Genomic DNA, 21,963 nt, shown 5'->3' with positions numbered 1-21,963 from the left:
GTTCCGCCGGCCGCGGCCGGGTGCGCCTAGTCCCGCTCGCGGGACTTGTACAGGTACAGCAGGCCGGCGCCCACCCCGGCGGCGGCCGCGGTCGGCAGTGCGAGCTTCGCGGCGCGGCGCCCGCGCCGGAAGTCGAGGACGGGCCAGCCGTAGTGGCGGGCCTGGCGGGCGAGGCGCGTGTCCGGGTTGACGGCGATGGCGCGCCCCACCTTGCGCAGCATCGGCAGGTCGTTCGCCGAGTCCGAGTAGGCGGTGCACCGCTCGAGGTCGAAGCCGCGCTCGGCGGCGAGCTCGGCGATGCCGTCCGCCTTCGCGGGGCCGTGCATGAGGTCGCCGACGAGGCGGCCGGTGTAGCAGCCCTCCTCGACCTCGGCGATCGTGCCGAGCGCCCCGGTCAGGCCCAGCCGCGAGGCGAGGACCCCGGCGAGCTCGACCGGGCTGGCCGTCACGAGCCACACCTCCTGGTCGGCCTCGAGGTGGCGTTCGGCGATCCGCCGCACCGGAGCGAGGATGCGCGGGGAGATGTCGCGGTCGACGACCTCTTCGCAGACGGCCTTCATCTCCGAGACCGGGAACCCGGCGACGAGCTCGAGCGCGGAGGACTTGACGGAGGAGATGTGCCCGTGGTTCTCGGCGCCGAACTTGAAGCGGGCCTGCTTCCAGGCGAAGCTGAGGATGTCGCGGCCCGAGAGCACCCCGTGCTTGGAGAGGGCGCGCGCGAGCCAGTACGTGGAGGCTCCGTGCATGAGGGTGTTGTCGACGTCGAAGAAGGCGGCGGTGGGGCGGTGGGCGAGCTCGTCGTCGCCCGGTGCGGCGGGCTCGACGACGACGGAATGGGTCAGCGCGGAGCCGCCGGCCTGCGCGGTTCTCGGAAGGGGCGCGGCGGAGGCGGTGGAGGAAGCCTCGATCTCAGACACTCTAAAAGCCTACAAGCCTCAGGCAGACGCCCTGTAACGCCAGGACGCGAGCTCGATGAATTTCCAGTGTGGCCCTGGTTATACGGCCAACGCTGCGTGCGTTCCCTTTCGGGCGACATGTGCTCCGCGACCCCCTCGTCGTGTCGTACCCCCGCGCCGTCGTGGTGACGACGGTCCCCAGGGCGGGTGGGGGTCAGGGACGGTATACGGCCCGCAGCACACAAGGCGGCGGGCCGGGACGCCTCTCGACGTCCCGGCCCGTTACTCCACACCTTGCATCACTGCCGGGCCGACATCGGCCCGATACGGCGTACCCCGAAGGGCGCCAAGTTACTCGAACAAATCCGAGAGGATCCCGGTCAATTCGCCCAGGACGTCCTCGCCCTCGGGCTCGCTGCTCGGCTCACCGGTGGTCGCCGGGTCGCTCGCGCCGCCCGTGGTCGGGTCCGTCCGCGGCTCCTCGGCGCTCCCGGCGGGCTCCCCGCCCGCAGCGGGCTCCGACTCGCCGTCGGTCCCGCCGGTCGCCGCATCGCCCCCGTCGGTCTCGACCGCACCGCTCTCGGCGCCTTCGGCACCGCTCGGCTCGACCGGGGTCGTCGCGTCCATGGAGTCCTTCGCGCACGAGCCCGGGATCGGGCCCAGCGCGTCGGTCTCGCCGCCGGCCTCGGTGCAGTCGAGCGCGCCGCGCAGCTCCACCGAGCGGACCGCCGCGCCCTCGAGCACCGCGACCAGCTCCTCGCCGGCCGTCAGGGCCTCGCCGTCGAGCTCGGCCACCAGGTCCTCGAGCACCCAGCGGTGCTCGTTGGTGAACAGGTCGATGTAGTCGAGGGGTGCCGGATCGCCACTCTCCACTGCGATCGCGCCCAGCAGCGCGGTGCCGCTGCGCAGTTCGCCCGTGGCGTCGCTCAAAGCGGTGGCGACCGCCGCGTCGTCGCCGACGACCTCGGAGGCCTCCTGGATGCGCGTGCGCGCGAACTCCAGGTACAGCTGCGCCCGCCCGAGGTCGTTGCCCGCCAGTGCGAGCTGCGCCTTCTCGGTGGAGCGCTTGACGCCGTAGAGCGTCTCGCCCGGCAGCGCGTCCCCCGAGGCCGCTGAGACCCCGGAGACGGCCACGGTGCCGGTGAGCAGGGCCGCCACGATCGCGAGGCGGCGCCCGCCGCGGGGGCGGCGCGGGAACATGTCGTCCAGCACCGGGGCCCGTTTGGTGTCGGGCACGACGGCGCTGGCGCGGGCCCGGGCGGTGACGCCGATGCCCTCTTCCGCGGCGACGGCCATGAGCCGCCGCCTGGTGGCGTCCTGCCAGTGCTGCGACGGCCGGCTCGCGGCCATGAGCTGCTCGCCGAGACCGCCGAGCCGTTCGGTGACGCCGACGAGTTCGGCGAACGCTTCCGCGGTGTCGATGTGCACTGTCGCGGCCGATGTGTCAGCCCTGTGCTGGTGAGGGAGGGAGGGTTCCTCGGAGTCAAGCAGCCGTGCGAATTCCTCCGCGCGGCGGCGCTCCATAGGGTTCAAAGTCACCGGGCACACCCCCTCTCACTGCATGGATCCTGCTCCTGTACTGAGAACAACGCACGAGTAGCCCCTGAGGTTACGGTTCGCCGAGAACCTTGCGACGCGGACCACTTTGTCCGCCTCGCGGCTCGATTCCACGGCGGTAGAGGACCGGTGAACGGCCCTGACCTGGCAGTGTCGGTCCGGCCGGGTAGGGCCCGGCGGATCGCTGATGACGGGTTCGCGGGTCGGTGCCCGCGGAGACGGGTTTTTGTCGAGTTTCCGACAGCAGCCTGAGCCGTCGGAGAAGGAAGGAGAGGAGAAGGAAAAGGGATCGGAAACGCCTACCTCAACCTCGGAAGCCGTCCGGCAGCAGCCGGGCGAGGGTGCGCACGGCCCGGTACTGCAGGGCCTTGACCGCGCCTTCGTTCTTGCCCATGGTGCGGGCGGTCTCGGCGACGGTGAACCCCTGGAGGAACCGCAGGACGATGCACTCCTGCTGGTCGGGGTTGAGCTTCTTGACCGCGGTCAGGAGGGTGGCGTTGGTGAGCTTCTCCAGCGCGGCGGTCTCGGGGGAGGTGGTCGGGTCCGTCTCGGGGGAGTCGGTCCCCAGGACGTCGGGCTTGACGATCTCGAGCCGGTAGCGGCCCGACTTGAAGTGGTCGACGACCAGGTTCCGCGCGATCGTCACCAGCCAGGCCCCGAAGGCCCGGCCCTGCCAGCTGAAGCTGGAGATGCGGCGCAGCGCCCGCAGGAAGGTCTCGGAGGCGAGGTCCTCGGCCAGTTGGGCGTTGTTCACGCGGAAGTAGATGTAGCGGTAGACCGTCTCGCTGTAGCGGTCGTAGATCTCGCCGAAGGCGCCCGGGTCGCCGTCCTGGGCGCGCGCCACCAGGTCGGCCACTTCGTCGCCGTCGACCTGGTCGGTGCTCGGGTCGTGCTGGTCGGGGCCGGCGGCCTCGGTGGCCCCGCCCGCGGCGCCGGCGCCGGAGCGCACGTGGTGCTGCTCGGCGGTGCCGGTGTCGAGGCTCAGGACCGTCCAGACGGCCTGCCGGAGCCGCTCGAAGGTCGGGGCGGGCAGCCGGGTCAGGGCGTCGGCGATGGCGGTGGCGTTCAGGTAAGGGGCGAATTCTGCTGTGAGCGTTGCGGTGTGGCGGTTCGCGTAGTTCGTCACCATTGCTGGTGCAATACCGGGCACTAGTGGCCTCCTCGTGTGAGGGGTCGGGCCGAGTCATGCGATCGGGTCCCGCAGGGACTGACCCGCCTGAGTCTAGAAATCAGGAAGGCCGCCGACGCGGATTTGCGTTCGGCGTGTCGCGTTCGGTGACGGCTTGACTGCGGGTGATGTCGGCGCTCGCCCGGCGCACCGACGTACCCTTCTTCGCGGGGGCGGAATCCCACCATTACCTCCCCAAATGTTTGGAGGTCCGCGTTCGCGGACCGGTTCTGGCTCAATAGTGATCGAGGAATGACGGAGGGTGTCGCACAGATTGTGCGATCTTCTGATCCAGGGAGGGAGCAGGGTGAACAGGCTGACGCTGCTGACTACAAGGGATTGCCATCTGTGCGGGGCGGCGCGCGCCGATCTCGACCGGGTGGCGCGCGCGGCGGGCCTCGGCTTCACCGAGGTGGACGTCGCCGATGACGCTGCGTTGGCGCGCGAATACGGCGATCGGCTCCCCGTGGTGCTGCTCGACGGCCGCGAGCACAGCTACTGGGACGTCGACGTGCCGCGCCTCACGCGCGATCTCGAGGCTTCCTCGAATTCGTGATCCCGAGGACGACGCGCCGAAAAATATTGATTTACGGGCATCAGCGGTCTTTTAGGGCAAAATCAATCCAGACGGCGGCTCGCCGGGAACAACCGGCTATCGGTACAGCTGGGCTTCGCCCAGTGTTACGGGGGTGTACCGCACCGGTCCCGCGAGCCGCCGAGTCGCGTCCGGCGCAGGTTAGCGCCGCCTGTGCGAGCTCGCGCACGGTCCACCTCCTAAGCTGGGTTGCGCGCCGGTGAACGGCGGCGCGGGACTAGCGGACCTGGAGTTCCACCATTGACGACCACCGGCGAAGGCACTGACCACCGGGCCCCCAGCGGCCCTTCCGCAACGGCCGCCGACCTCCCGGCCGCGACGGTCAGGCGCCTGCCCGAGTACCTGCGGGCGCTGAGCTCGCTGGGCGAAGCCGGCGTCGAGACCGTCTCCTCCGAAACCCTCGCCGCCGCCACGGGCGTGAACTCGGCGATGCTCCGCAAGGACCTCTCCCAGCTCGGGGCCTCCGGGATGCGCGGCGTCGGCTACAACGTGGCCGCGCTCGCCGCCTACATCGCGGGTGTGCTCGGACTCACGAAAGACTCCCGCGTGGCCATCATCGGCCTGGGTCACTTGGGCCAAGCCCTGGCCAGGTACCCCGGATTCTCCGAACGAGGCTTCGACATCGTTGGCCTCTTCGACGCCGACCCGGGCATCATAGGGAAGGACCTGGACGGGATCCTGGTGCGCGATGTGGCGCTGCTGGCAGGCGCGATACGTGACGAAGGCATCAACATAGGGGTCATCGCCACACCCGGCGCGGCCGCCCAACACGTGGCCGACCTCCTCGTAGATGCTGGTGTCACAAGCATTCTCAACTTCGCGCCATGTGTTCTCGCCGTGCCGCAAGGTGTGGCGGTCCGCAAGGTCGACCTGGCCGTCGAGCTGCAGATCCTCTCCTTCCACGAACACCACAAGACCATCGGCCGGACGAACACAGACGTCAAGCAGCAGTCGCGTCGACCGCTCGCGGAGACGTAGATGAGGCACGTCGACCGCTTGCGGGGACGTGAAGAGCACGGCCGAGAGACGGGAACGGTGAAGTGAACCTCCTGGTAGTGGGCATCTCGCACCGCAGTGCCGCGGTGGAGACCCTGGAACGGCTCGCGGTGGGCCCCGAGGCCGCCGCCGACCTCGCGCGCTCGCTCCTGAGCGGCGGCGGCGAGGTCCGCGAAGCCGTCGTGCTCTCGACCTGCAACCGCGTCGAGGTGTATGCCACCGCCGCCACCTTCCACGGAGGCCTCTCCGCGATCGTCGACGAGCTCCACCGCGTGTGGGGCCTGAGCGACGCCGAAGCCGAGCTCGACTTCGCCTCCTGCGGGTACGTGCGCCACGGCGCCGACGCCGCCGCCCACGCCTTCCGGGTCGCCGCGGGCCTCGACTCCATGGTCGCGGGCGAGCCCCAGATCCTCGGCCAGCTGCGCGACGCCTACGAGACCGCGCGCGAGGCCGACCAGGTCGGGCGCCACCTCCACGAGCTGTTCCAGCAGGCCCTGCGCGTGGGCAAGCGGATCCACGCCGAGACCGACGTGGACGCCGCCGCGCCCTCCGTCGTCACCGCCGCCCTCGAACTCGCCGAGCGCGAACTGGCCCGCACCGGGTTCGCCAACGGCCTCTCCCAGGCCCGCGCCGCCGTCGTCGGCGCCGGCGCCATGGGCAGCCTCGCCACCGCGACCCTCGCGCGCTCGGGCGTCAAGTCCCTCAAGGTCGCCAACCGCGACCGCGAGAAGGCCGAGCGGCTCGCCGCCGTCTGGGACGCCGAGACCGCCGCCTACGACGACCTCACCTCCCTTGCCGCGCAAGTGGACCTGCTCGTGTGCGCGACCTCCTCGCCCGAGCCGGTCCTGCGCGCCGCCCACCTCGCCGGCCGCACCGCGCCGCTCGTCGTCTGCGACCTCGCCCTCCCCAAGGACGTCGCCGAGGAGGTGTCGCGCCTCGAGGGCGTGCACGTCATCGACATCGCCGAGATCCAGCGCGCCGACGCCGCCGGCGCCGCCGCCGACACCCTCGCCGAAGTCGAGGCGCTCCTCGCCGAGGAGATCGCGGCCTACAACGAGAGCCTGCGCGCCGACGCCGTCACCCCCACCGTGGCCGCCCTGCGCTCGGCCGCCGCCGACATCGTCGAGGCCGAGCTCTCCCGCGTCGCCCGCCGCGGCGACTTCACCGACGACCAGCGCGCCGAGGTCGCCCGCACCGTGCACCGCGTGGTGCAGCGGCTCCTCCACGAGCCCACCGTCCGCGTCCGCGAGCTCGCCGGCCAGCCCGGTGCGCCCGACTACGCGCGCGCCCTGCGCGACCTGTTCGCGCTCGACGCGGCCGCCGTCGCCGAACCGCAGAGCGGCGACCTCGCGGAAGCCCTCAAAGTCAATCCGGTCCTCGCGGCCGAAGCAGGCAAGACCCTCGGCACCGCCCCATAGCAGCCCGGAGCGCTTCGCGCCGCCGGCCTTAGGAAGGGAAACCACCTGTGATCCGAGTCGGGACCAGGGGATCGAAGCTCGCGCTCGCGCAGAGCGGCATGATCGCGGACGAGATCGCGCGCCTCACGGGGGAGCAGGTCGAGCTCGTCGAGATCAAGACCACAGGAGACGGCACCACGGTGCCCGTCGCCCAGCTCGGCGTCGGCGTCTTCGTCAACCAGCTGCGCGATGCGCTGGAGCGCGAGGAGATCGACATCGCCGTCCACTCGTACAAGGACCTGCCCACGGCCCAGCCCGAGCACCTCGTCATCAGTGTGCCCCCGCGCGCCGATCCGCGCGACGTGCTCATCGCCTCGGACGGCCGCACCCTCTCCGACCTGGGGCCGGGCGCGCGGATCGGGACCGGTTCGCCCCGGCGCATCGCGCAGCTGAACGCCCTGGGGCGCGGCTTCGAGTGCGTGCCGATCCGCGGCAATATCGACACGCGCATCGGCCGCGTCGGCGACGACCTCGATGGGGTGATCCTCGCGGCAGCCGGCCTCAAGCGCATCGAGCGGCAGGCGGAGATCACGGAGTACCTGGACCCGCTAGTGATGCTTCCCGCCCCAGCACAAGGGGCATTGGCGGTCGAATGCCGCAAAGCCGACATGACATCTGCGCGGATCTCAAGTAAGCTCAACGACCGGTACGCACAGGCCGTCGTCGCCGCCGAACGCGCCCTTCTGCAACGACTCGAAGCCGGATGCAGCGCTCCCGTCGCCGCACTCGCCGATGTCGCCGAAGGCGCTTCGCCAGACGAGGTCGACCTGTATCTGCGGGGGGCCGTCGGTGCCGAGGACGGTTCCGTCATCGAGCGGCTCTCGACCACCGCCGCTCTCCCTGACACAGGCGATGCGGGCGCCGACGAACTGGCCGCCCGTGCCGCCGCCGTGGGGCGAGCGCTGGCCGAGGACCTCCTCGAGGCCGGTGCCGAGCAACTATTGAAGTTAGACCCAAGCTTTAGACGACTGTTGATGGAGAGAACATGACCAGTGCCCGTAAGCCGGTGGGCCGCGTGCGTTTCGTCGGGACCGGCCCAGGCGACCCGGGACTGCTGACCAAGCGCGCCCTCGACGCGATTCGCGAGGCCGACCGGGTCTACTACGACCGGTCGCTCCCGCAGTCGCTCATCGAGACCGCCAAGGAGCTCAACGGCGACGACTCGAAGATCAAGCTCATCGAGTCCTCCCCGAGCGACCAGGGCAAGCTCATGGCCGCCGCGGCGCGCGAGGGCGAGAACATCGCCCGCCTCATCGTCGGCGACGCGTACCCGAACCGGCTCGCGAAGGCCGAGATCAGGGCCGCCAGCGCCGAGCAGGCCCGTTTCGAGGTCATCCCGGGCATGAGCCACGCGCAGGCCGTCGCCGTGTACGCGGGCATGCCTCCCGGGGAGATCCGCACGGTCATCGACATCGACGACATCGCCTCCATCGAGCCGCTCATGATCGCGGACGCGATCAAGCGCGGCAGCCTCACCGTCACCGCCGACGTCTCGGACCTGTCCTCCTTGCGCGACATCCTGCTCGCGGGCGGGGTCTCCGGCGAGACCGCGGTCGCCGTGACCGGTGACGCGACGGGCGAGACCGAGTACACCACGACCTCCTCTGTGGACACGTTCGTGGAGGCGGCGCTCGGCTACGCCGGGCAGGTCGTGCTCACCATCGGCCCCGGCGTGGACGACCGGCACGAACTCGCGTGGTGGGAGGGTCGCCCGCTCTACGGCTGGAAGGTCCTCATCCCCCGCACCAAGGAGCAGGCCGGCATCATGTCGGAGCGCCTGCGCGCCTACGGCGCCATCCCGTGCGAGGTCCCGACGATCGCCGTCGAGCCGCCGCGCACGCCCGCCCAGATGGAGCGGGCCATCAAGGGCCTGGTCGACGGCCGGTACGCGTGGATCGTGTTCACCAGCCAGAACTCGGTGAAGGCGATCTGGGAGAAGTTCAAGGAGCACGGCCTGGACGCGCGCGCGTTCGGCGGGCTGCGCATCGCCTGCATCGGCGAGGCGACCGCGAACGCCGTGCGGGAGTTCGGCATCGAGCCCGAGCTGATCCCGACCGGGCAGCAGTCCTCGGAGGGCCTGCTCGAGGTCTTCCCGCCGCACGACCCGATCCTCGACATGGTCGGCCGGGTGCTCCTGCCGCGCGCCGACATCGCGACCGAGACGCTGGTCTCGGGCCTGAGCGAGCGCGGCTGGGAGGTCGACGACGTCACCGCGTACCGCACGGTGCGCGCCTCGCCGCCGGCCGCTGACATCCGCGACGCCATCAAGTCCGGCGGGTTCGACGCGGTGCTCTTCACCTCGTCGTCCACTGTGCGCAACCTCGTGGGCATCGCGGGCAAGCCGCACCAGCGCACCGTGGTGGCGTGCATCGGCCCGGCGACCGCCGACACGGCGACCGAGTTCGGTCTGCGCGTGGACGCCAAGCCGGAGAACGCCTCCGTGCCGGACCTCATCGAGGCCCTCGCGGAGTACGCCATGGAGCTGAAGCAGCGCCTGGCCGAGGGCCCGATCAAGACCCGTCGGGGCCAGAAGATCCAGGGGCCGACGGCCCTGAGGTTCCGTTAGCAACGCAAAGGAAGTGGTCGCAGTGCCGAACAGTCCCGAGTTCCCGGTCATCCGCCCTCGGAGGCTGCGACGCACTGCGGCCCTTCGCCGTCTCGTGGCCGAGACGCGCGTGCATCCGTCGGACCTGGTGCTGCCGGTGTTCGTCAAGGAGGGCTTGAACGAGCCCGTCGAGATCGCGTCGATGCCCGGGGTGTTCCAGCATTCGGTGGACTCGGTGCGCAAGCTCGCGGTCGAGGCCGCTCGGGCCGGGCTCGGCGGGCTCATGCCCTTCGGCATCCCGGCGGTGCGTGACGCGATCGGTTCGGCCGCAACCGATCCGAACGGGATCCTGAACGTCGTGACGCGGGCGATCCGCGAGGAGGTCGGCGACGACCTCGTGGTCATCCCGGACCTGTGCCTGGACGAGTTCACCGACCACGGCCACTGCGGCGTGCTCCGCCCGGACGGCACTGTGGACAACGACGCTTCGCTGGTGCGGTACGCCGAGATGGGCGTGTCCCTGGCCGAAGCGGGCGCGGACCTGCTCGGCGCCTCGGGGATGATGGACGGCCAGATCGGCTACGTCCGTGCGGCCCTTGACGAAGCGGGCCACACCGACACGGGCTTGCTGGCCTACGCGGCGAAGTACGCGAGCGCGTTCTACGGCCCGTTCCGGGACGCGGTCGAGTCGCAGCTGCAGGGGGACCGCCGCACGTACCAGCAGGACAACGCGAACGTGACCGAGGCGCTGCACGAGATCGATCTCGACATCCAGCAGGGCGCGGACATCGTGATGGTCAAGCCGGCGCTGCCGTACCTCGACATCGTGAAGGCCGCGGCCGAGCGGAGCCCGGTTCCCGTTGCGGCCTACCACATCAGCGGTGAGTACGCCCAGATCGTGGCGGCGTCCGAGCGCGGCTGGATCGACCGCGACGCGGCGATCCTGGAGTCCTTGACGAGCATCAAGCGCGCGGGCGCCGGCGTCATCGCGACCTACGCGGCAATGGAAGCGGCGGCCTTGCTCCGTTAGGATGAAGTCATTTCGCATCCAGTGCAGCTATAATGCAAGCATGGCTAAAGCGGATGCGATCGAAACCAGCGTGACGATCCGGCATGTGCCGGTCGAATGGCGGGACGAACTGGCTGCTCGGGCGGCCCGCCAGCGGCAGTCGTTGCAGGAGTACATGCTCACCTTGATCGAGTCCACGGTGTCGCATCCGCCCCTTGATGTGGTTCTCGAACGTGCACGCGCGCGGGTACACGCTTCGGGTTCGACCGTCACCATCGAAGACATCCTCGAATCGCGGGACGCAGATCGCCGATGACCGATGGAGACGGGCTGGTCGTCGACGCGTCAGCGGTCGCCGCGGTGCTCATCGAGCCTGGGCCGATCAGTGAATGGGCGGTCGGCCACATGCGGGGCAAGCGGCTCTTCGCGCCGGAAATGCTGCACTACGAGACGGCGGACATCCTCCGGCGCGAAGCGCGCAAGGGAACCATCGATGAGACGGCGGCCGCTCTCGCCTACCGCGACCTGCAGGCCCTGCCGGTGCACTGCGAACCGTTCGCGGTTCTGGCGAGTCGAATCTGGGAACTGCGCGGCAGCGTGACCGCATACGACGCCTCTTATATCGCTGTCGCCGAATGGCGACGGGCTCCGCTGCTGACCACTGACCTCAAGTTGACACGCAGCAACGGACCCCGCTGCAAGTTCCTCACTCCTCCTTGTCCGTGACGCGGTACGGCTCGGCTTCGCGCGCCTCGACGGCCTCGTGAAGCGATCGGGTGATCGCGTCGGTCCGGGAGTCGACGTCCAGGACCTCCATCGCGTAGCGCAGTAGTCCGTCGTCGACCGACTTGTCGAGGTCGACCGCTCGGTCGAAATCGAACAGGCCTTCATCCGCCGTGCGGCGGAGGTTCGCCCGCGCGGCCCGCGCTCGTTCCTCCTCGGCCGGTGTGCGAGTCGTTCGTCGCGGGTAGGTCCCGATGCGGGATGACAGGTAATCGCGGAGTACGCCCTTGGTATCGGCGACGAGGGTGGGCAGGTCCTCCTCTGCCGCGCTCATGATGAGGGGGAGCAGACCTCTGAAGAGGTGGACCGCGACTTCCGCTGTGCGGGTTCGCTGCTCTGCCGGGAGGCCGGGGGCCCGCCGCTCCAGGATCTGGTCGAGGCGCTGGAACATGATCTTCTGGGCGGGCTTCTTCGCGCTCGCCAGTTCCGGGGAGAGGTGGGGGTCCGCCAGCAGGGCGTAGAAGCCCGGGTTGGCGCGGTCGAAGGCCACCACCGGGTCGATGATGCGGTCGAGCATCTCCGGCAGGGGCAGTTCGGCCACGGCCGGGTCGAAGGCCTCGCCGTGGGCCGCCCGCAGGCGCGCCACGTACCGCGCCATGAGGGCCTCGGCGATGGCCTCCTTGTTCTCGAAGAACTGGTACAGCGTGCCGGGGGAGGCGCCCGCGCGCCGGGCGATCTCGTTGGTGCCGGCCGCTTTGTAGCCGCGCTCGGCGAAGACCGCGGCGGCGGCGTCGAGCAGTTCCTCGATGCGCTTCTCGCCTCTGGCCTGGCGTTTCCGCTCCGGCTTGGCTGTGTCGTCGGGCACGCGTCCCCCTCGGGCTTGTAATTGCGAGCGATCGCTCGTATTTTTATTGCGAGCGCTCACTCGCATTCTCAAGTCTAGCCAGTCGGAGACCCCATGCACCGCCTTGGTCGATTCACCGTGCGCCGCAGACGCATCCTGCTCCTCGCCGCCCTCCTCGCCTTCCTCGCCAGCGCCTTCATCGGCTCCGGCACCATGAACGCGCTCGTCCTCTCCCGCTTCGAGGCGCCCGGCTCCGAATCGATCGTCACCGGCGACGAACTCGACCGTCGCTTCGGCATCGGCAGCGCCAACTTCCTGCTGCTCGTCACGGCCGCCGACGGCGACGTGGACTCCGCCGCAAGCAAAGCGGCGGGCACCGCGCTCGCCGCCGAGCTGGCCGCCGCCGAGGGCACCGGAGCCGTCGACTCCTACTGGGACGCCGGCTCACCCGCGCTCCGCTCCGAGGACGGCTCGCAGGCGCTCGTCACCGCCTACCTCCCCGGCGACGTCACCTTCGTGCGCGAGGAGCTGCTGCCGGACCTGAAGGCCGAGTTCGCCCGGGACGGCGGCGCGCTCACGGTGGCCGTCGGCGGCTCCGACGAGCTGTTCCGCGAGGCCGCGCAGCTGGCCCGCGAGGACTTCGTGCTCGCCGAGATGATCGTCCTCCCGGGGATGCTGGTGCTGCTCATCGTGCTCTACCGGCGTCCGGTCGCGGCCCTCCTCACCCTCGGGACCGGCGTCTTCGCGCTCGCACTCTCCTTGGCCGCCATGCGCGCCGTCGCGGCGATGACCGAGGTCTCGACGTTCGCCGCGAACCTCATCCTGGTCATGAGCCTGGGCCTGGCCGTGGACTACTGCCTGTTCATCGTCAACCGCTTCCGGGAGGAGTCGGCGCTCCACCACCGCGCGGAGGCCGTCGCCCGCACGGTCGCCACCGCCGGCCGCACCGTCGTGTTCAGCGCCGTCACCGTGGCCGCGAGCCTCTCCGTGCTGCTGCTCATGCCGTTCCCGTTCCTGCGGTCCTTCGGGTACGCGGGGATCATCGTGCCGCTCGCCGCGCTCGTCGGCGCCGTCGTCGTCCTCCCTGCGGCCCTGGCGGTCTGGGGCCCCCGGGTGACGCGCACGCGCCCGGTGCGGCCGGTCGAGGAGGGCCGGTGGTTCACGCTCGCGACGGCGGTCACGCGCCGCCCGTTCATCTGGGGCACTGCGGCACTGGTCCTCGTGCTGACGCTGGCGTCGCCGATCCTGGGGGTGCGCTTCGGCGTCCCCGACGAGCGGGCGCTCCCGGAGGACGCCGCGAGCCGCGTGGTCACCGACCAGATCACCGCAGGCTTCGCCGCCGAGGAGTCGGACGCGTTCCAGATCCTCATCGAAGGGGCCGAACCGGAAGCGCTCGGCGCCTACGCCGCCGAACTGTCGACAGTGGAGGGCATCGCCCAGGTCGACTCGAGCGCCGGACGGTACGTGGACGGCGTCGCGGTCGCCCCCGGCGACACCGAGCGGTTCGCGCACTCGGGCGGCGCCACATGGCTTTCGGCGGTCCCCGCGGCGGACGCGATGCGCGCCGACCCCTACGCCCTCGTCGGCGACGTCCGCGCCGTCGAGCCCGGGTTCACGGTTGCCGTGTCCGGCTACCCGGCCGACCTCGCGGACTTCCGCGACGCCCTGCTCGACCGGCTCCCGCTCGTGCTCGGCCTCATCGTCCTCATCACCGTCGTGATCCTGTTCCTCATGACCGGCAGCGTGATCGCCCCGCTCAAGGCCACACTCCTCAACGGACTCTCACTCGCGGTCATGTTCGGGGCCCTCGTGTGGGTCTTCCAGGACGGGCATCTCTCGGGCCTCATCGGTTTCACACCGCAGGGCTCGTTCGAGCCGAGCATCCCGATCCTCATGTTCTGCATCGCCTACGGACTCTCCATGGACTACGAGGTGTTCATGCTCGCGCGCATCAAAGAGGAGCACGACCGCACCGGGGACCGGACCGGCTCGATCGCCGCCGGCCTGCAGCGGTCCGCGCCGCTCGTCACCGCCGCCGCGGCCGTCCTGGCGTTCTCCTTCGCGGTCTACGCGACCGGCGACGTCGTCTTCCTGCAGATGCTCGGCCTCGGCATGGCCCTGGCGGTCATCGTGGACGCCACCGTGATCCGCGGCGTGCTCCTGCCCGCCCTCATGCGGCTCACCGGAAGATGGAACTGGTGGGCCCCGGCGCCGCTGCGCCGCCTCCACGACCGCATCGGACTGCGCGAGGGCTAAAGCACCATCACCGGCTCGGGGTGGAGGCGGACGCCGAAGTCCGCTTCCACCTTGTCCGCCACCTCGTCCGCGAGCGCGAGCAGCTCGGCCGCAGTGGCGCCGCCCCGGTTCGTCAACGCCAGCGTGTGCTTCGTCGAGAGGCTCACGTTCCCCCGCCGGTAGCCCTTCGCGAACCCCGCCGCCCCGATGAGCCACGCGGCCGAGACCTTCACGGCCCCTTCGCCCGCAGGCCAGTGCGGCGGCTCGCCCCCCGCCCGCTCGGCCACCTGGTGCAGGTCCGCCGCGCCGACGACCGGGTTCGTGAAGAACGAACCCGCACTCCACGTGTCATGATCGGCCTCGTCGAGGACCATGCCCTTGCCCCGGCGCAGCTCCAGGACCGCCTCCCGCACGGAATGCACCGGCGCCCGGTCGCCCACCTCGACCTCGAGCCGCTTCGCCAGCTCCGCGTACGCGACCGGCTCCGACTCGCCGCCCCCGGTGAGCTGGAAGTCCACACTCAGCACCAGGTACCGGTCCGAGTGCTTGAACACGCTGCGGCGGTACGCGAACCCGCACTCGGCCGGCGACCAGTCGCGGACCTCGTCCGCCTCCCGGTCCCACACCTTCACCGCCGCAATGGTCTGCGCGACCTCCTGGCCGTACGCGCCCACGTTCTGGATCGGCGTCGCCCCGGTCGAACCGGGGATGCCGCTCAGGCACTCGACACCGGAGGAGCCGTTGCGCACCGTCCAGGCGACGAACTCGTCCCACACATGACCGGCCTGGACCCGGAACCGCTCGGGCCCGACCTCCTCGATGCCCTCGCCGCGCAGCAGCACCACCGTCCCGTCGAACCCCCCGTCCCCGACGACGACGTTCGAGCCGCCCCCGAGCACCAGCGTCCGACCGGACGCCCCGCGGATCGCCGCGACCGCCTCCGACCAGTGGCGCGTCTCGATCACTTCGCGGGCCGGACCTCCTATCCTCAGCGTCGTGTACTCGCTGAGGGACCTGCCCGGGACCGGGCCGTTCGGAGCCTGCTCGCTCGACGTTGGGCTGGCGTGTGTCACACCGGAAAGCCTAAGCTTTACGCAGGCTACGAGGAACGGCGGTCACCATGGCTAAGCTGCGCATCACCGACTACCTCACCGAGTTGAAGACCGAGGCCGCAGGCCTGCGCTCGGCGTGCGGGCCCGAGGCCCTCGACCGCGTCGCCCCCTCCCGCCCCGACTCCACCGTCGCGGGCATCCTCCTCGAACTCGCCCGCGAGTACCGCTGGGCCGTCGAGGCCCTCTGCACCCGCCCCACGGCCGACCAGGACCTCCCGCAGCCCCCACCCGTGACCGCGCAGGGCACCGCCGTGCTCGACGTCTACGACCAGGCGCTGGCGGCCGTGCTCGACGCGATCGAGGCGCGCGGCGCCGACTCGCCGGCGTGGACGTGGGCGCCGGTGGAGTGGCGGGCCGAGTTCTGGCACCGGCGCGTCGCCGTCGCCACGGGCCTGGCCCGCTGGGACGTGCAGATGGCCGTGGGGGCGACCGCGCCCGTCCCGGTGGCGCTCGCGGCCGAGGCGATCAGCGAGGTGTTCGAAGCGTTTCTCCCGGTGGGCGCCCGCCGCGGGGCCCACCCCGAGGCCGCGGGCCTGGTGCAGCTGTTCGCGCAGGACGCGGACGCGACCTGGTTCGTGCGCCTGCGCGACGGCCGGGTCGCACTGCTCGAGCAGCCCGATTCGCGCACGGAACTGCAGGCCCGCGCGGCGGGCTCGGCCTCGGACATCGCCCTCGCGCTGTGGGGCCGGCTGCCGTTCGGGATCTGCGACGTGGCCGGTGACGAGCGGCTCCTGCAGGCCATGCGGGTGGAATAACGTTTCGGTAAACCTTCACGGTAAACCGGACAAACGTTCGGCACCGACTTGGCAAAGGCATTCCCCCGCGGCTAGGCTCAGCTCACGACCGCACGGTGCTGCGCATCACGCGGTCGTGATCGCAGCGCAGGGTCGCGCCGCTCCGGCGAGGTCCCGTCTGTGATGAAAAGCCGCCTTTTACTACGGATCGTCTGGCACGTGCCTGCCAGTGAAAGGGACCATAATCATGGCCACAGTGACGTACGCCGGTGCCACGCGCATCTACCCGGGCACCGAGAAGCCCGCCGTCGACAAGCTCGACATCGAGATCCAGGACGGCGAATTCCTCGTCCTCGTCGGCCCCTCCGGTTGTGGAAAGTCCACCTCCCTCCGGATGCTCGCCGGCCTCGAAGAGGTCGACGAAGGCTCGATCTTCATCAACGACACCGACGTGTCGAACCTCCCCCCGAAGTCCCGCGACATCGCGATGGTCTTCCAGAACTACGCGCTCTACCCGCACATGTCCGTCTTCGACAACATGGCGTTCGCCCTCAAGCTGCGCCGCATGCCGAAGGCCGAGATCAAGCAGCGCGTGGAGGACGCCGCCAAGCTCCTCGACCTCCAGGACTACCTCGGCCGCAAGCCGAAGGCCCTCTCCGGCGGCCAGCGCCAGCGCGTCGCCATGGGCCGCGCCATCGTGCGCGAGCCGCAGGTGTTCCTCATGGACGAGCCGCTGTCGAACCTCGACGCCAAGCTCCGCGTCCAGACCCGTTCGCAGATCGCCTCGCTCCAGAAGCGCCTGGGCATCACCACCGTCTACGTCACCCACGACCAGGTCGAGGCGCTGACGATGGGCCACCGCATCGCGGTCATGAAGGACGGCCTGCTGCAGCAGTGCGACACCCCGCGCACCCTGTACGACGCGCCGAAGAACACCTTCGTCGCCGGCTTCATCGGCTCCCCGGCCATGAACCTGAAGACCGTGAGCCTCACCGAGGCCGGCGGCCTGTTCGGCGACGTGACCCTCCCGCTCTCGCGCGAGGTCCGCGACGCCGCCACCCAGGACGGCGGCGACCAGCAGGTCACCATCGGCATCCGCCCCGAGCACTGCAAGCTCGGCACCGAGGGCTCCGGCGGCATCCCGATCGAGGTCGACCTCGTCGAGGAGCTGGGCTCGGAGGCCTACGTGTACGGCCACGCCGCGTACAGCAGCGAAGCCGAGCGCTTCGTCGTCCGGACCGAGTCGGCGAACGTGCCGCGCCTGGCCGAGACCGTGTACGTCGTGCCCGAGCCGGGCCACGAGCACGTCTTCCACGCCAAGACCGGCGAGCGCCTGAACTAGTACCTCCGGGCCGCGTGCGGCCCGAATGGTCGAGACCGGTAGGGGTCGCGCCGAGCATCCAGTGCTCGGGGCGGCCCCTTTCGCTTGCAAACCGCTCGCGTCCATGCCGAAACGCAACGGCAACGGAGCGGGCGCTACCGTAGTGAGTATGGCCACCCTCACTCCCCGTAGGCCACGGACCGAAGGGGCCGACGAGTTCACCGTCGGCACCGGTTTCCATCGCGTCCTGGACGACGGGCGCCTCGAGTGCACCGTCTGCCCCCGCGCCTGCCGCCTGCGCGAGGGCCAGCGCGGCCTGTGCTTCGTGCGGGCCCGCCGCGGCGACCAGATCGTGCTGACCTCGTACGGGCGCTCCTCCGGGTTCTGCATCGATCCGATCGAGAAGAAGCCCCTCAACCACTTCCTGCCCGGCACGCCCGTGCTCTCCTTCGGCACCGCCGGATGCAACCTGGCCTGCCGGTTCTGCCAGAACTGGGACATCTCCAAGTCCCGCGAGATCGACACGCTCACTTCGGAGGCCGAGCCCGAGACCCTCGCCACCACTGCGAAGCGCCTGGGCTGCAGGTCGATCGCGTTCACCTACAATGACCCTACGGTGTTCCTCGAATACGCTGCGGATTGCGCGGACGCGGCCCGCGAGGCCGGGCTCAAAGCGGTGGCGGTGTCGGCGGGGTACATCAGACCGGAAGCGCGGCGAGAGCTCTACGCGCACATGGACGCCGCGAACATCGACCTCAAGGCGTTCACCGAGGAGTTCTACCGCAAGATCGCATTCGCTTCACTGAGGACCGTCCTCGACACACTCGAATACCTGGTGCACGAGACCGACGTGTGGACCGAGATCACCACACTGCTCATTCCCGGGCACAACGACTCCGACGCGGAGATCGCCGCCGAATGCGCGTGGATCCACGACCACCTCGGACCTGATGTGCCGCTCCACTTCACCGCGTTCCACCCGGACTTCAAGATGCGGGACGTGCCGCCGACCCCGGTCGCGACACTCCGCCGGGCCAGGCGGATCGCCCGTGAAGCGGGCCTGCGGCACGTCTACACCGGCAACGTGCACGACCCCGAAGGCCAGACCACGAGCTGCTCCAGTTGTGGCCAAGCCCTCATCGTGCGTGATTGGTACCGAATTGACCGGTATGCAGTGTCGGATAGCGGACAGTGCGGCGGTTGCGGCGCGAACGTTCCCGGAGTTTTCGACGGACCGGCGGGAGACTGGGGTCCCAAGCGGCAACCGATCCGCATCGCCCCGCCGTCAACCAGGCGAGCACCGGCGCAAGACCACATTCCGGCTCACCGACCAGAGCCTTCACACCGACCATAGGAACCACCACCGGAAGACCTGCGATGCCTTCGATCAAATCAGACACCGTACGGCCCGCTGCCGTCGCCGGACGCTTCTACCCGGCCGACCCCGGGCTGCTCCGCGCCGACATCGAGCGGCTCATCGACGCCGCCGGACCGGTGAGCGAACCGCTCGCCGCCGCCTACATCGCCCCGCACGCCGGCCACCGCTACTCCGGGCCCGTCGCCGCCGAGGTCTACGCCCGACTCGCCGCCCACCGCGGCCGCGTCAAGCGCGTGGTCCTCGTCGGCCCCTCCCACCACTACCCGCTCCGCGGGCACGCCGCCGCGCCCTACGCGCGCTGGGAGACCCCGCTCGGGGAGGTCAACGTGGCCGCCACGGGCGTCGTCGGCTCCTCGCGCCTCCCGCACGAGGCCGAGCACTCGCTGGAGGTCCAGCTGCCGTTCCTGCAGGTGGCGTTGGGGCCCGACATCGAGATCACGCCCGTCGCCTTCGGCATGGGCCAGTCCCCGGACGGCGCGCGGCTCATCAGTGCGCTCCGCGAGGAGGCCGGGGAGGACTCGGTCATCATCTGCTCCACGGACCTGTCGCACTTCCACGACCAGGCGACCGCCGAGCGGATCGACGCCGCGACCGCCGAGGCCATCCGGAGCCTGCGCCCGCGCGAGATCGCCCCGCACCACGCGTGCGGCGTCTTCGCGCTGCGCGCCACGCTCGCGTGGGCCGACGCCACCGGCCGCCGCCCGCGCCAGCTCGCGCTCGCCACGTCGGCGGACACGGTGGGCCGGCCCGACCGCGTCGTCGGCTACCCGGCGTTCGCGATCGAACGGCCGATCCTGGCCGACTAGGCGACACGCCTGAGCGGCGCGTCATGGCCGATCTGGTGACACGGCTGAGCGGCGGGTCCCTGGCCGACTAGTCGGCACGCCTGAGCGCCGGGCCCTGGGCGACTGGGCGACTCACCCGAGCGGCCGGTCCCGGGCGGACCGCGCGACGGAGCGGCGATCGCGGCAGACCAGCGGGCGCCCACCGGTCGCGAAGGGGCGCGAACGAAGTTCGCGTTCGGGGGCATGTCGGACCCGTGTGGGAGAGTCGTCGCATTTCTTCGGTTGGTCGGAGGTGGATGCGGGTGGGAAGGGGCTTGCCCTATAGCCGCATCACCCCGTTCCGCCCCGCTCCGCGACGCGGAGGCGGTGTGACACGGCGCGACGGGGGGAAACTCGCATGCCGCCGCGCAGGAGCGGCATTTACCCTGTAAGACGTGACCGAGCACGAGCAGAACACCGACAGCGGCGACGACCTTCCCGAGCAGATGCAGATCCGGCGCGACAAGCGCGCCGCCCTCCTCGCGGAAGGCAAGGAGCCCTACGCGCTCGGCTACCCGCGCACCCACACGCTGGCCGAGCTGCGCGAGCAGTTCGCGGGCCTCGCCGACGGCGAGTCCTCGGGCGTCACCGTGGGCACCACCGGACGGGTGATCTTCGTCCGCACGGCCGGGAAGCTCTGCTTCGCGCGCCTGCGCGACGGCGACGGCACCGAGTTCCAGGTGATGCTCTCCCAGGGCAAGATCGGCGAGGAGCGCCTCGCCGACTGGAAGCGCCTGGCCGACATCGGCGACCACATCGGCGTCACCGGCGAGGTCGTCACCTCCAAGCGCGGCGAGCTGTCGGTCATGGCCGACTCCTTCGAGATCACCGGCAAGGCCCTGCGCCCGCTGCCGGTGGCCCACAAGCCGCTCGCCGAAGAGACCCGCGTGCGCCAGCGGTACGTCGACCTCATCGTCCGGCCCGAGGCCCGCGCGAACGCCCGCAACCGGGCGAAGGTCGTGCGCTCGCTGCGTTCGCAGCTCGACGACCGCGACTTCGTCGAGGTCGAGACGCCGATGATGCAGGTGCAGCCGGGCGGGGCGACCGCGCGGCCGTTCGTGACGCACATGAACGCGTACGACATGGACCTGTACATGCGCATCGCCCCCGAGCTCTATCTGAAAAGGTGCGTCGTCGGCGGTATCGACCGCGTATTCGAGATCAACCGGAACTTCCGCAACGAGGGCGCCGACTCGTCGCATTCGCCGGAGTTCGCGATGCTGGAGGCCTATCAGGCCTACGGCGACTACCGCACGATCGCCGGGCTCACCAAGTCGCTCATTCAAGGCGCGGCGCGCTCGGTGTTCGGCTCCGAGACGGTGGCTCTCGCGGACGGCTCCGAGTTCGATCTCGGCGGCGAGTGGGCCGAGATCACCCTCTTCGGGTCCCTTTCCGAAGCACTCGGAGAAACCGTGACCGTCGACACGCCGCTGGAGACGCTGCGCGTTTACGCGGAGAAAGTCGAACTCGCGGTCGACCCCAAGTGGGGAGCCGGGAAACTCGCGGAGGAATTGTTCGAGCTGCTGGTCTCCGACCACATCACGGCACCGACCTTCGTCTTCGACTACCCCGAGGAGACCTCGCCGCTCACGCGCGGTCACCGCACCACTCCCGGGCTCACCGAGAAATGGGACCTGTACGTCCGGGGCTTCGAACTCGCCACCGGCTATTCGGAGCTCATCGACCCGGTGATCCAGCGCGAGCGCCTGGAGGCGCAGGCCAGACTGGCCGCGAAGGGCGACGACGAGGCGATGGGCGTCGACGAGGACTTCCTGCGCGCGATGGAGTACGGCCTCCCGCCGCTGTGCGGGATGGGCATGGGAATCGACCGGTTGCTTATGGCGCTCACCGGACTCGGTATCCGAGAGACCATCCTCTTCCCGCTGGTGAAACCCGAATAGCAAAGCCAAAGGAACCGCGCCGGAAGGCCGCCTTATTCAAGGGGCGATCTTCGGGCGCGGTCCCTTTTCGCCCGGACCCGGGAGACTTGGACGCATTCAAGTCGCCTCGTGGCCTGGACGGTAGCGGCGCATTCACAAATAGATGCGGCCACCCTCTTTCCCTTCGCTAATGGACTCGTATATGCTCTGGCACTAGCAAGACGGTTGTCCCGGCAGCGGTAGTCGCTACAGTTCGAGAGGAATTTGCCATGGCGAAGAAGACACAGGTCATCCTGATCGACGATATCGACGGCAGCAAGGCTGAGGAGACCGTCAAATTCGCTATCGACGGGCAGGCCTACGAGATCGACCTCTCGGCGGGACATGCCAAGGAACTGCGCGATGCCTTGGAGAAGTTCCAGGAGGCCGGCACCCGACTCGGCCGTTACAGCCTGGGCGCCCCCCGCGGCCCGGTCCGCGGCGCCGTCGCCCCGCGTCGCCAGACTGTGGACCGCGAGCAGAACAAGGCCATCCGCGAGTGGGCCGAGCGCAGCGGCAAGCGCGTCTCTCCCCGCGGGCGCATCCCGCAGGCCATCGTCGAGGAATACAACGCCGCGCACAACTAGTCAGGCACCCGGCGAACCGACTTCCATGCCCGCTCTCTCCCGGGGAGCGGGTATTTTCGCGCG

The 21,963-nt window shown here is 70.2% G+C and carries 20 protein-coding genes; 15 read left to right on the top strand and 5 right to left on the bottom strand.

Going from position 1 to position 21,963, the window contains the following annotated elements; translation table 11 throughout:
- Positions 1–26 precede the first annotated feature (26 nt).
- From QWI33_RS26130 to QWI33_RS26120, 3 genes are all read right to left on the bottom strand, one after another.
- Complete coding sequence (locus QWI33_RS26130; protein ID WP_289958112.1) at positions 27–917, bottom strand: HAD family hydrolase; 891 nt, start codon at positions 915–917, stop codon at positions 27–29.
- Between the two features lie 330 nt (positions 918–1,247).
- The gene (locus tag QWI33_RS26125) at positions 1,248–2,324 is read right to left on the bottom strand and encodes a DUF5667 domain-containing protein (RefSeq protein ID WP_289958111.1); all 1,077 of its coding nucleotides are present in this window, start codon (positions 2,322–2,324) and stop codon (positions 1,248–1,250) included.
- A gap of 433 nt (positions 2,325–2,757) precedes the next feature.
- A complete protein-coding gene (locus QWI33_RS26120; protein ID WP_289958110.1) occupies positions 2,758–3,582 on the bottom strand; it encodes an ECF subfamily RNA polymerase sigma factor, BldN family in 825 nt (274 codons plus the stop codon).
- A gap of 346 nt (positions 3,583–3,928) precedes the next feature.
- On the opposite strand from QWI33_RS26120, the gene QWI33_RS26115 reads away from it, so the two are divergent.
- From QWI33_RS26115 to QWI33_RS26080, 8 genes are all read left to right on the top strand, one after another.
- Positions 3,929–4,177, top strand: a complete 249-nt coding sequence (locus QWI33_RS26115; protein ID WP_289958109.1) for a glutaredoxin family protein — start codon at positions 3,929–3,931, stop codon at positions 4,175–4,177.
- 279 nt (positions 4,178–4,456) lie between these two features.
- The gene (locus tag QWI33_RS26110) at positions 4,457–5,194 is read left to right on the top strand and encodes a redox-sensing transcriptional repressor Rex (protein WP_289958108.1); all 738 of its coding nucleotides are present in this window, start codon (positions 4,457–4,459) and stop codon (positions 5,192–5,194) included.
- A 62-nt stretch (positions 5,195–5,256) separates the two neighbouring features.
- A complete protein-coding gene (locus QWI33_RS26105) occupies positions 5,257–6,630 on the top strand; it encodes a glutamyl-tRNA reductase (RefSeq protein ID WP_289958107.1) in 1,374 nt (457 codons plus the stop codon).
- Between the two features lie 47 nt (positions 6,631–6,677).
- Complete coding sequence (hemC, locus tag QWI33_RS26100) at positions 6,678–7,658, top strand: hydroxymethylbilane synthase (RefSeq protein ID WP_289958106.1); 981 nt, start codon at positions 6,678–6,680, stop codon at positions 7,656–7,658.
- Positions 7,655–9,235, top strand: coding sequence for a bifunctional uroporphyrinogen-III C-methyltransferase/uroporphyrinogen-III synthase (locus tag QWI33_RS26095; RefSeq protein ID WP_289958105.1), 1,581 nt, complete (start codon positions 7,655–7,657; stop codon positions 9,233–9,235). Before hemC ends, QWI33_RS26095 begins: the two co-directional genes overlap by 4 nt.
- Before the next feature lie 22 nt (positions 9,236–9,257).
- Positions 9,258–10,244 carry a porphobilinogen synthase gene (hemB, locus tag QWI33_RS26090; protein WP_289958104.1) on the top strand — a complete coding sequence of 329 codons (987 nt, stop codon included), beginning with the start codon at positions 9,258–9,260 and terminating at the stop codon, positions 10,242–10,244.
- 40 nt (positions 10,245–10,284) lie between these two features.
- Positions 10,285–10,539 carry a hypothetical protein gene (locus QWI33_RS26085; RefSeq protein ID WP_289958103.1) on the top strand — a complete coding sequence of 85 codons (255 nt, stop codon included), beginning with the start codon at positions 10,285–10,287 and terminating at the stop codon, positions 10,537–10,539.
- Positions 10,536–10,949, top strand: coding sequence for a type II toxin-antitoxin system VapC family toxin (locus QWI33_RS26080; RefSeq protein ID WP_289958102.1), 414 nt, complete (start codon positions 10,536–10,538; stop codon positions 10,947–10,949). Before QWI33_RS26085 ends, QWI33_RS26080 begins: the two co-directional genes overlap by 4 nt.
- Here the strand turns inward: QWI33_RS26080 and QWI33_RS26075 are convergent.
- A complete protein-coding gene (locus QWI33_RS26075; RefSeq protein ID WP_289958101.1) occupies positions 10,930–11,811 on the bottom strand; it encodes a TetR/AcrR family transcriptional regulator in 882 nt (293 codons plus the stop codon). The two genes, QWI33_RS26080 and QWI33_RS26075, sit on opposite strands and share 20 nt — an antisense overlap.
- Before the next feature lie 93 nt (positions 11,812–11,904).
- On the opposite strand from QWI33_RS26075, the gene QWI33_RS26070 reads away from it, so the two are divergent.
- Positions 11,905–14,046, top strand: a complete 2,142-nt coding sequence (locus tag QWI33_RS26070) for an MMPL family transporter (RefSeq protein WP_289958100.1) — start codon at positions 11,905–11,907, stop codon at positions 14,044–14,046.
- Here QWI33_RS26070 and QWI33_RS26065 read toward each other — a convergent pair.
- A complete protein-coding gene (locus tag QWI33_RS26065; protein WP_289958099.1) occupies positions 14,043–15,098 on the bottom strand; it encodes a UDP-N-acetylmuramate dehydrogenase in 1,056 nt (351 codons plus the stop codon). The genes QWI33_RS26070 and QWI33_RS26065 overlap by 4 nt on opposite strands.
- A gap of 47 nt (positions 15,099–15,145) precedes the next feature.
- On the opposite strand from QWI33_RS26065, the gene QWI33_RS26060 reads away from it, so the two are divergent.
- The 6 genes from QWI33_RS26060 (at position 15,146) to QWI33_RS26035 (ending at position 21,900) form a co-directional block, all read left to right on the top strand.
- Entirely contained in the window at positions 15,146–15,892 is a 747-nt protein-coding gene (locus QWI33_RS26060) for a hypothetical protein (RefSeq protein WP_289958098.1), read from the top strand.
- 226 nt (positions 15,893–16,118) lie between these two features.
- Positions 16,119–17,213: an ABC transporter ATP-binding protein gene (locus QWI33_RS26055; protein ID WP_289958097.1), complete on the top strand. Its 1,095-nt coding sequence runs from the start codon at positions 16,119–16,121 to the stop codon at positions 17,211–17,213.
- Between the two features lie 148 nt (positions 17,214–17,361).
- Positions 17,362–18,546: an AmmeMemoRadiSam system radical SAM enzyme gene (amrS, locus tag QWI33_RS26050; protein WP_289958096.1), complete on the top strand. Its 1,185-nt coding sequence runs from the start codon at positions 17,362–17,364 to the stop codon at positions 18,544–18,546.
- A gap of 23 nt (positions 18,547–18,569) precedes the next feature.
- A complete protein-coding gene (gene amrB, locus QWI33_RS26045; protein ID WP_289958095.1) occupies positions 18,570–19,376 on the top strand; it encodes an AmmeMemoRadiSam system protein B in 807 nt (268 codons plus the stop codon).
- A gap of 464 nt (positions 19,377–19,840) precedes the next feature.
- Positions 19,841–21,295 carry a lysine--tRNA ligase gene (lysS, locus tag QWI33_RS26040; protein ID WP_353895492.1) on the top strand — a complete coding sequence of 485 codons (1,455 nt, stop codon included), beginning with the start codon at positions 19,841–19,843 and terminating at the stop codon, positions 21,293–21,295.
- Positions 21,296–21,543: 248 nt separating this feature from the next.
- Positions 21,544–21,900, top strand: a complete 357-nt coding sequence (locus tag QWI33_RS26035) for a histone-like nucleoid-structuring protein Lsr2 (protein ID WP_208498769.1) — start codon at positions 21,544–21,546, stop codon at positions 21,898–21,900.
- The last annotated feature ends 63 nt before the right edge of the window (positions 21,901–21,963 follow it).

This window comes from Glycomyces tritici (assembly GCF_030403505.1).
This window is presented reverse-complemented; position numbering and strand designations above follow the sequence as displayed.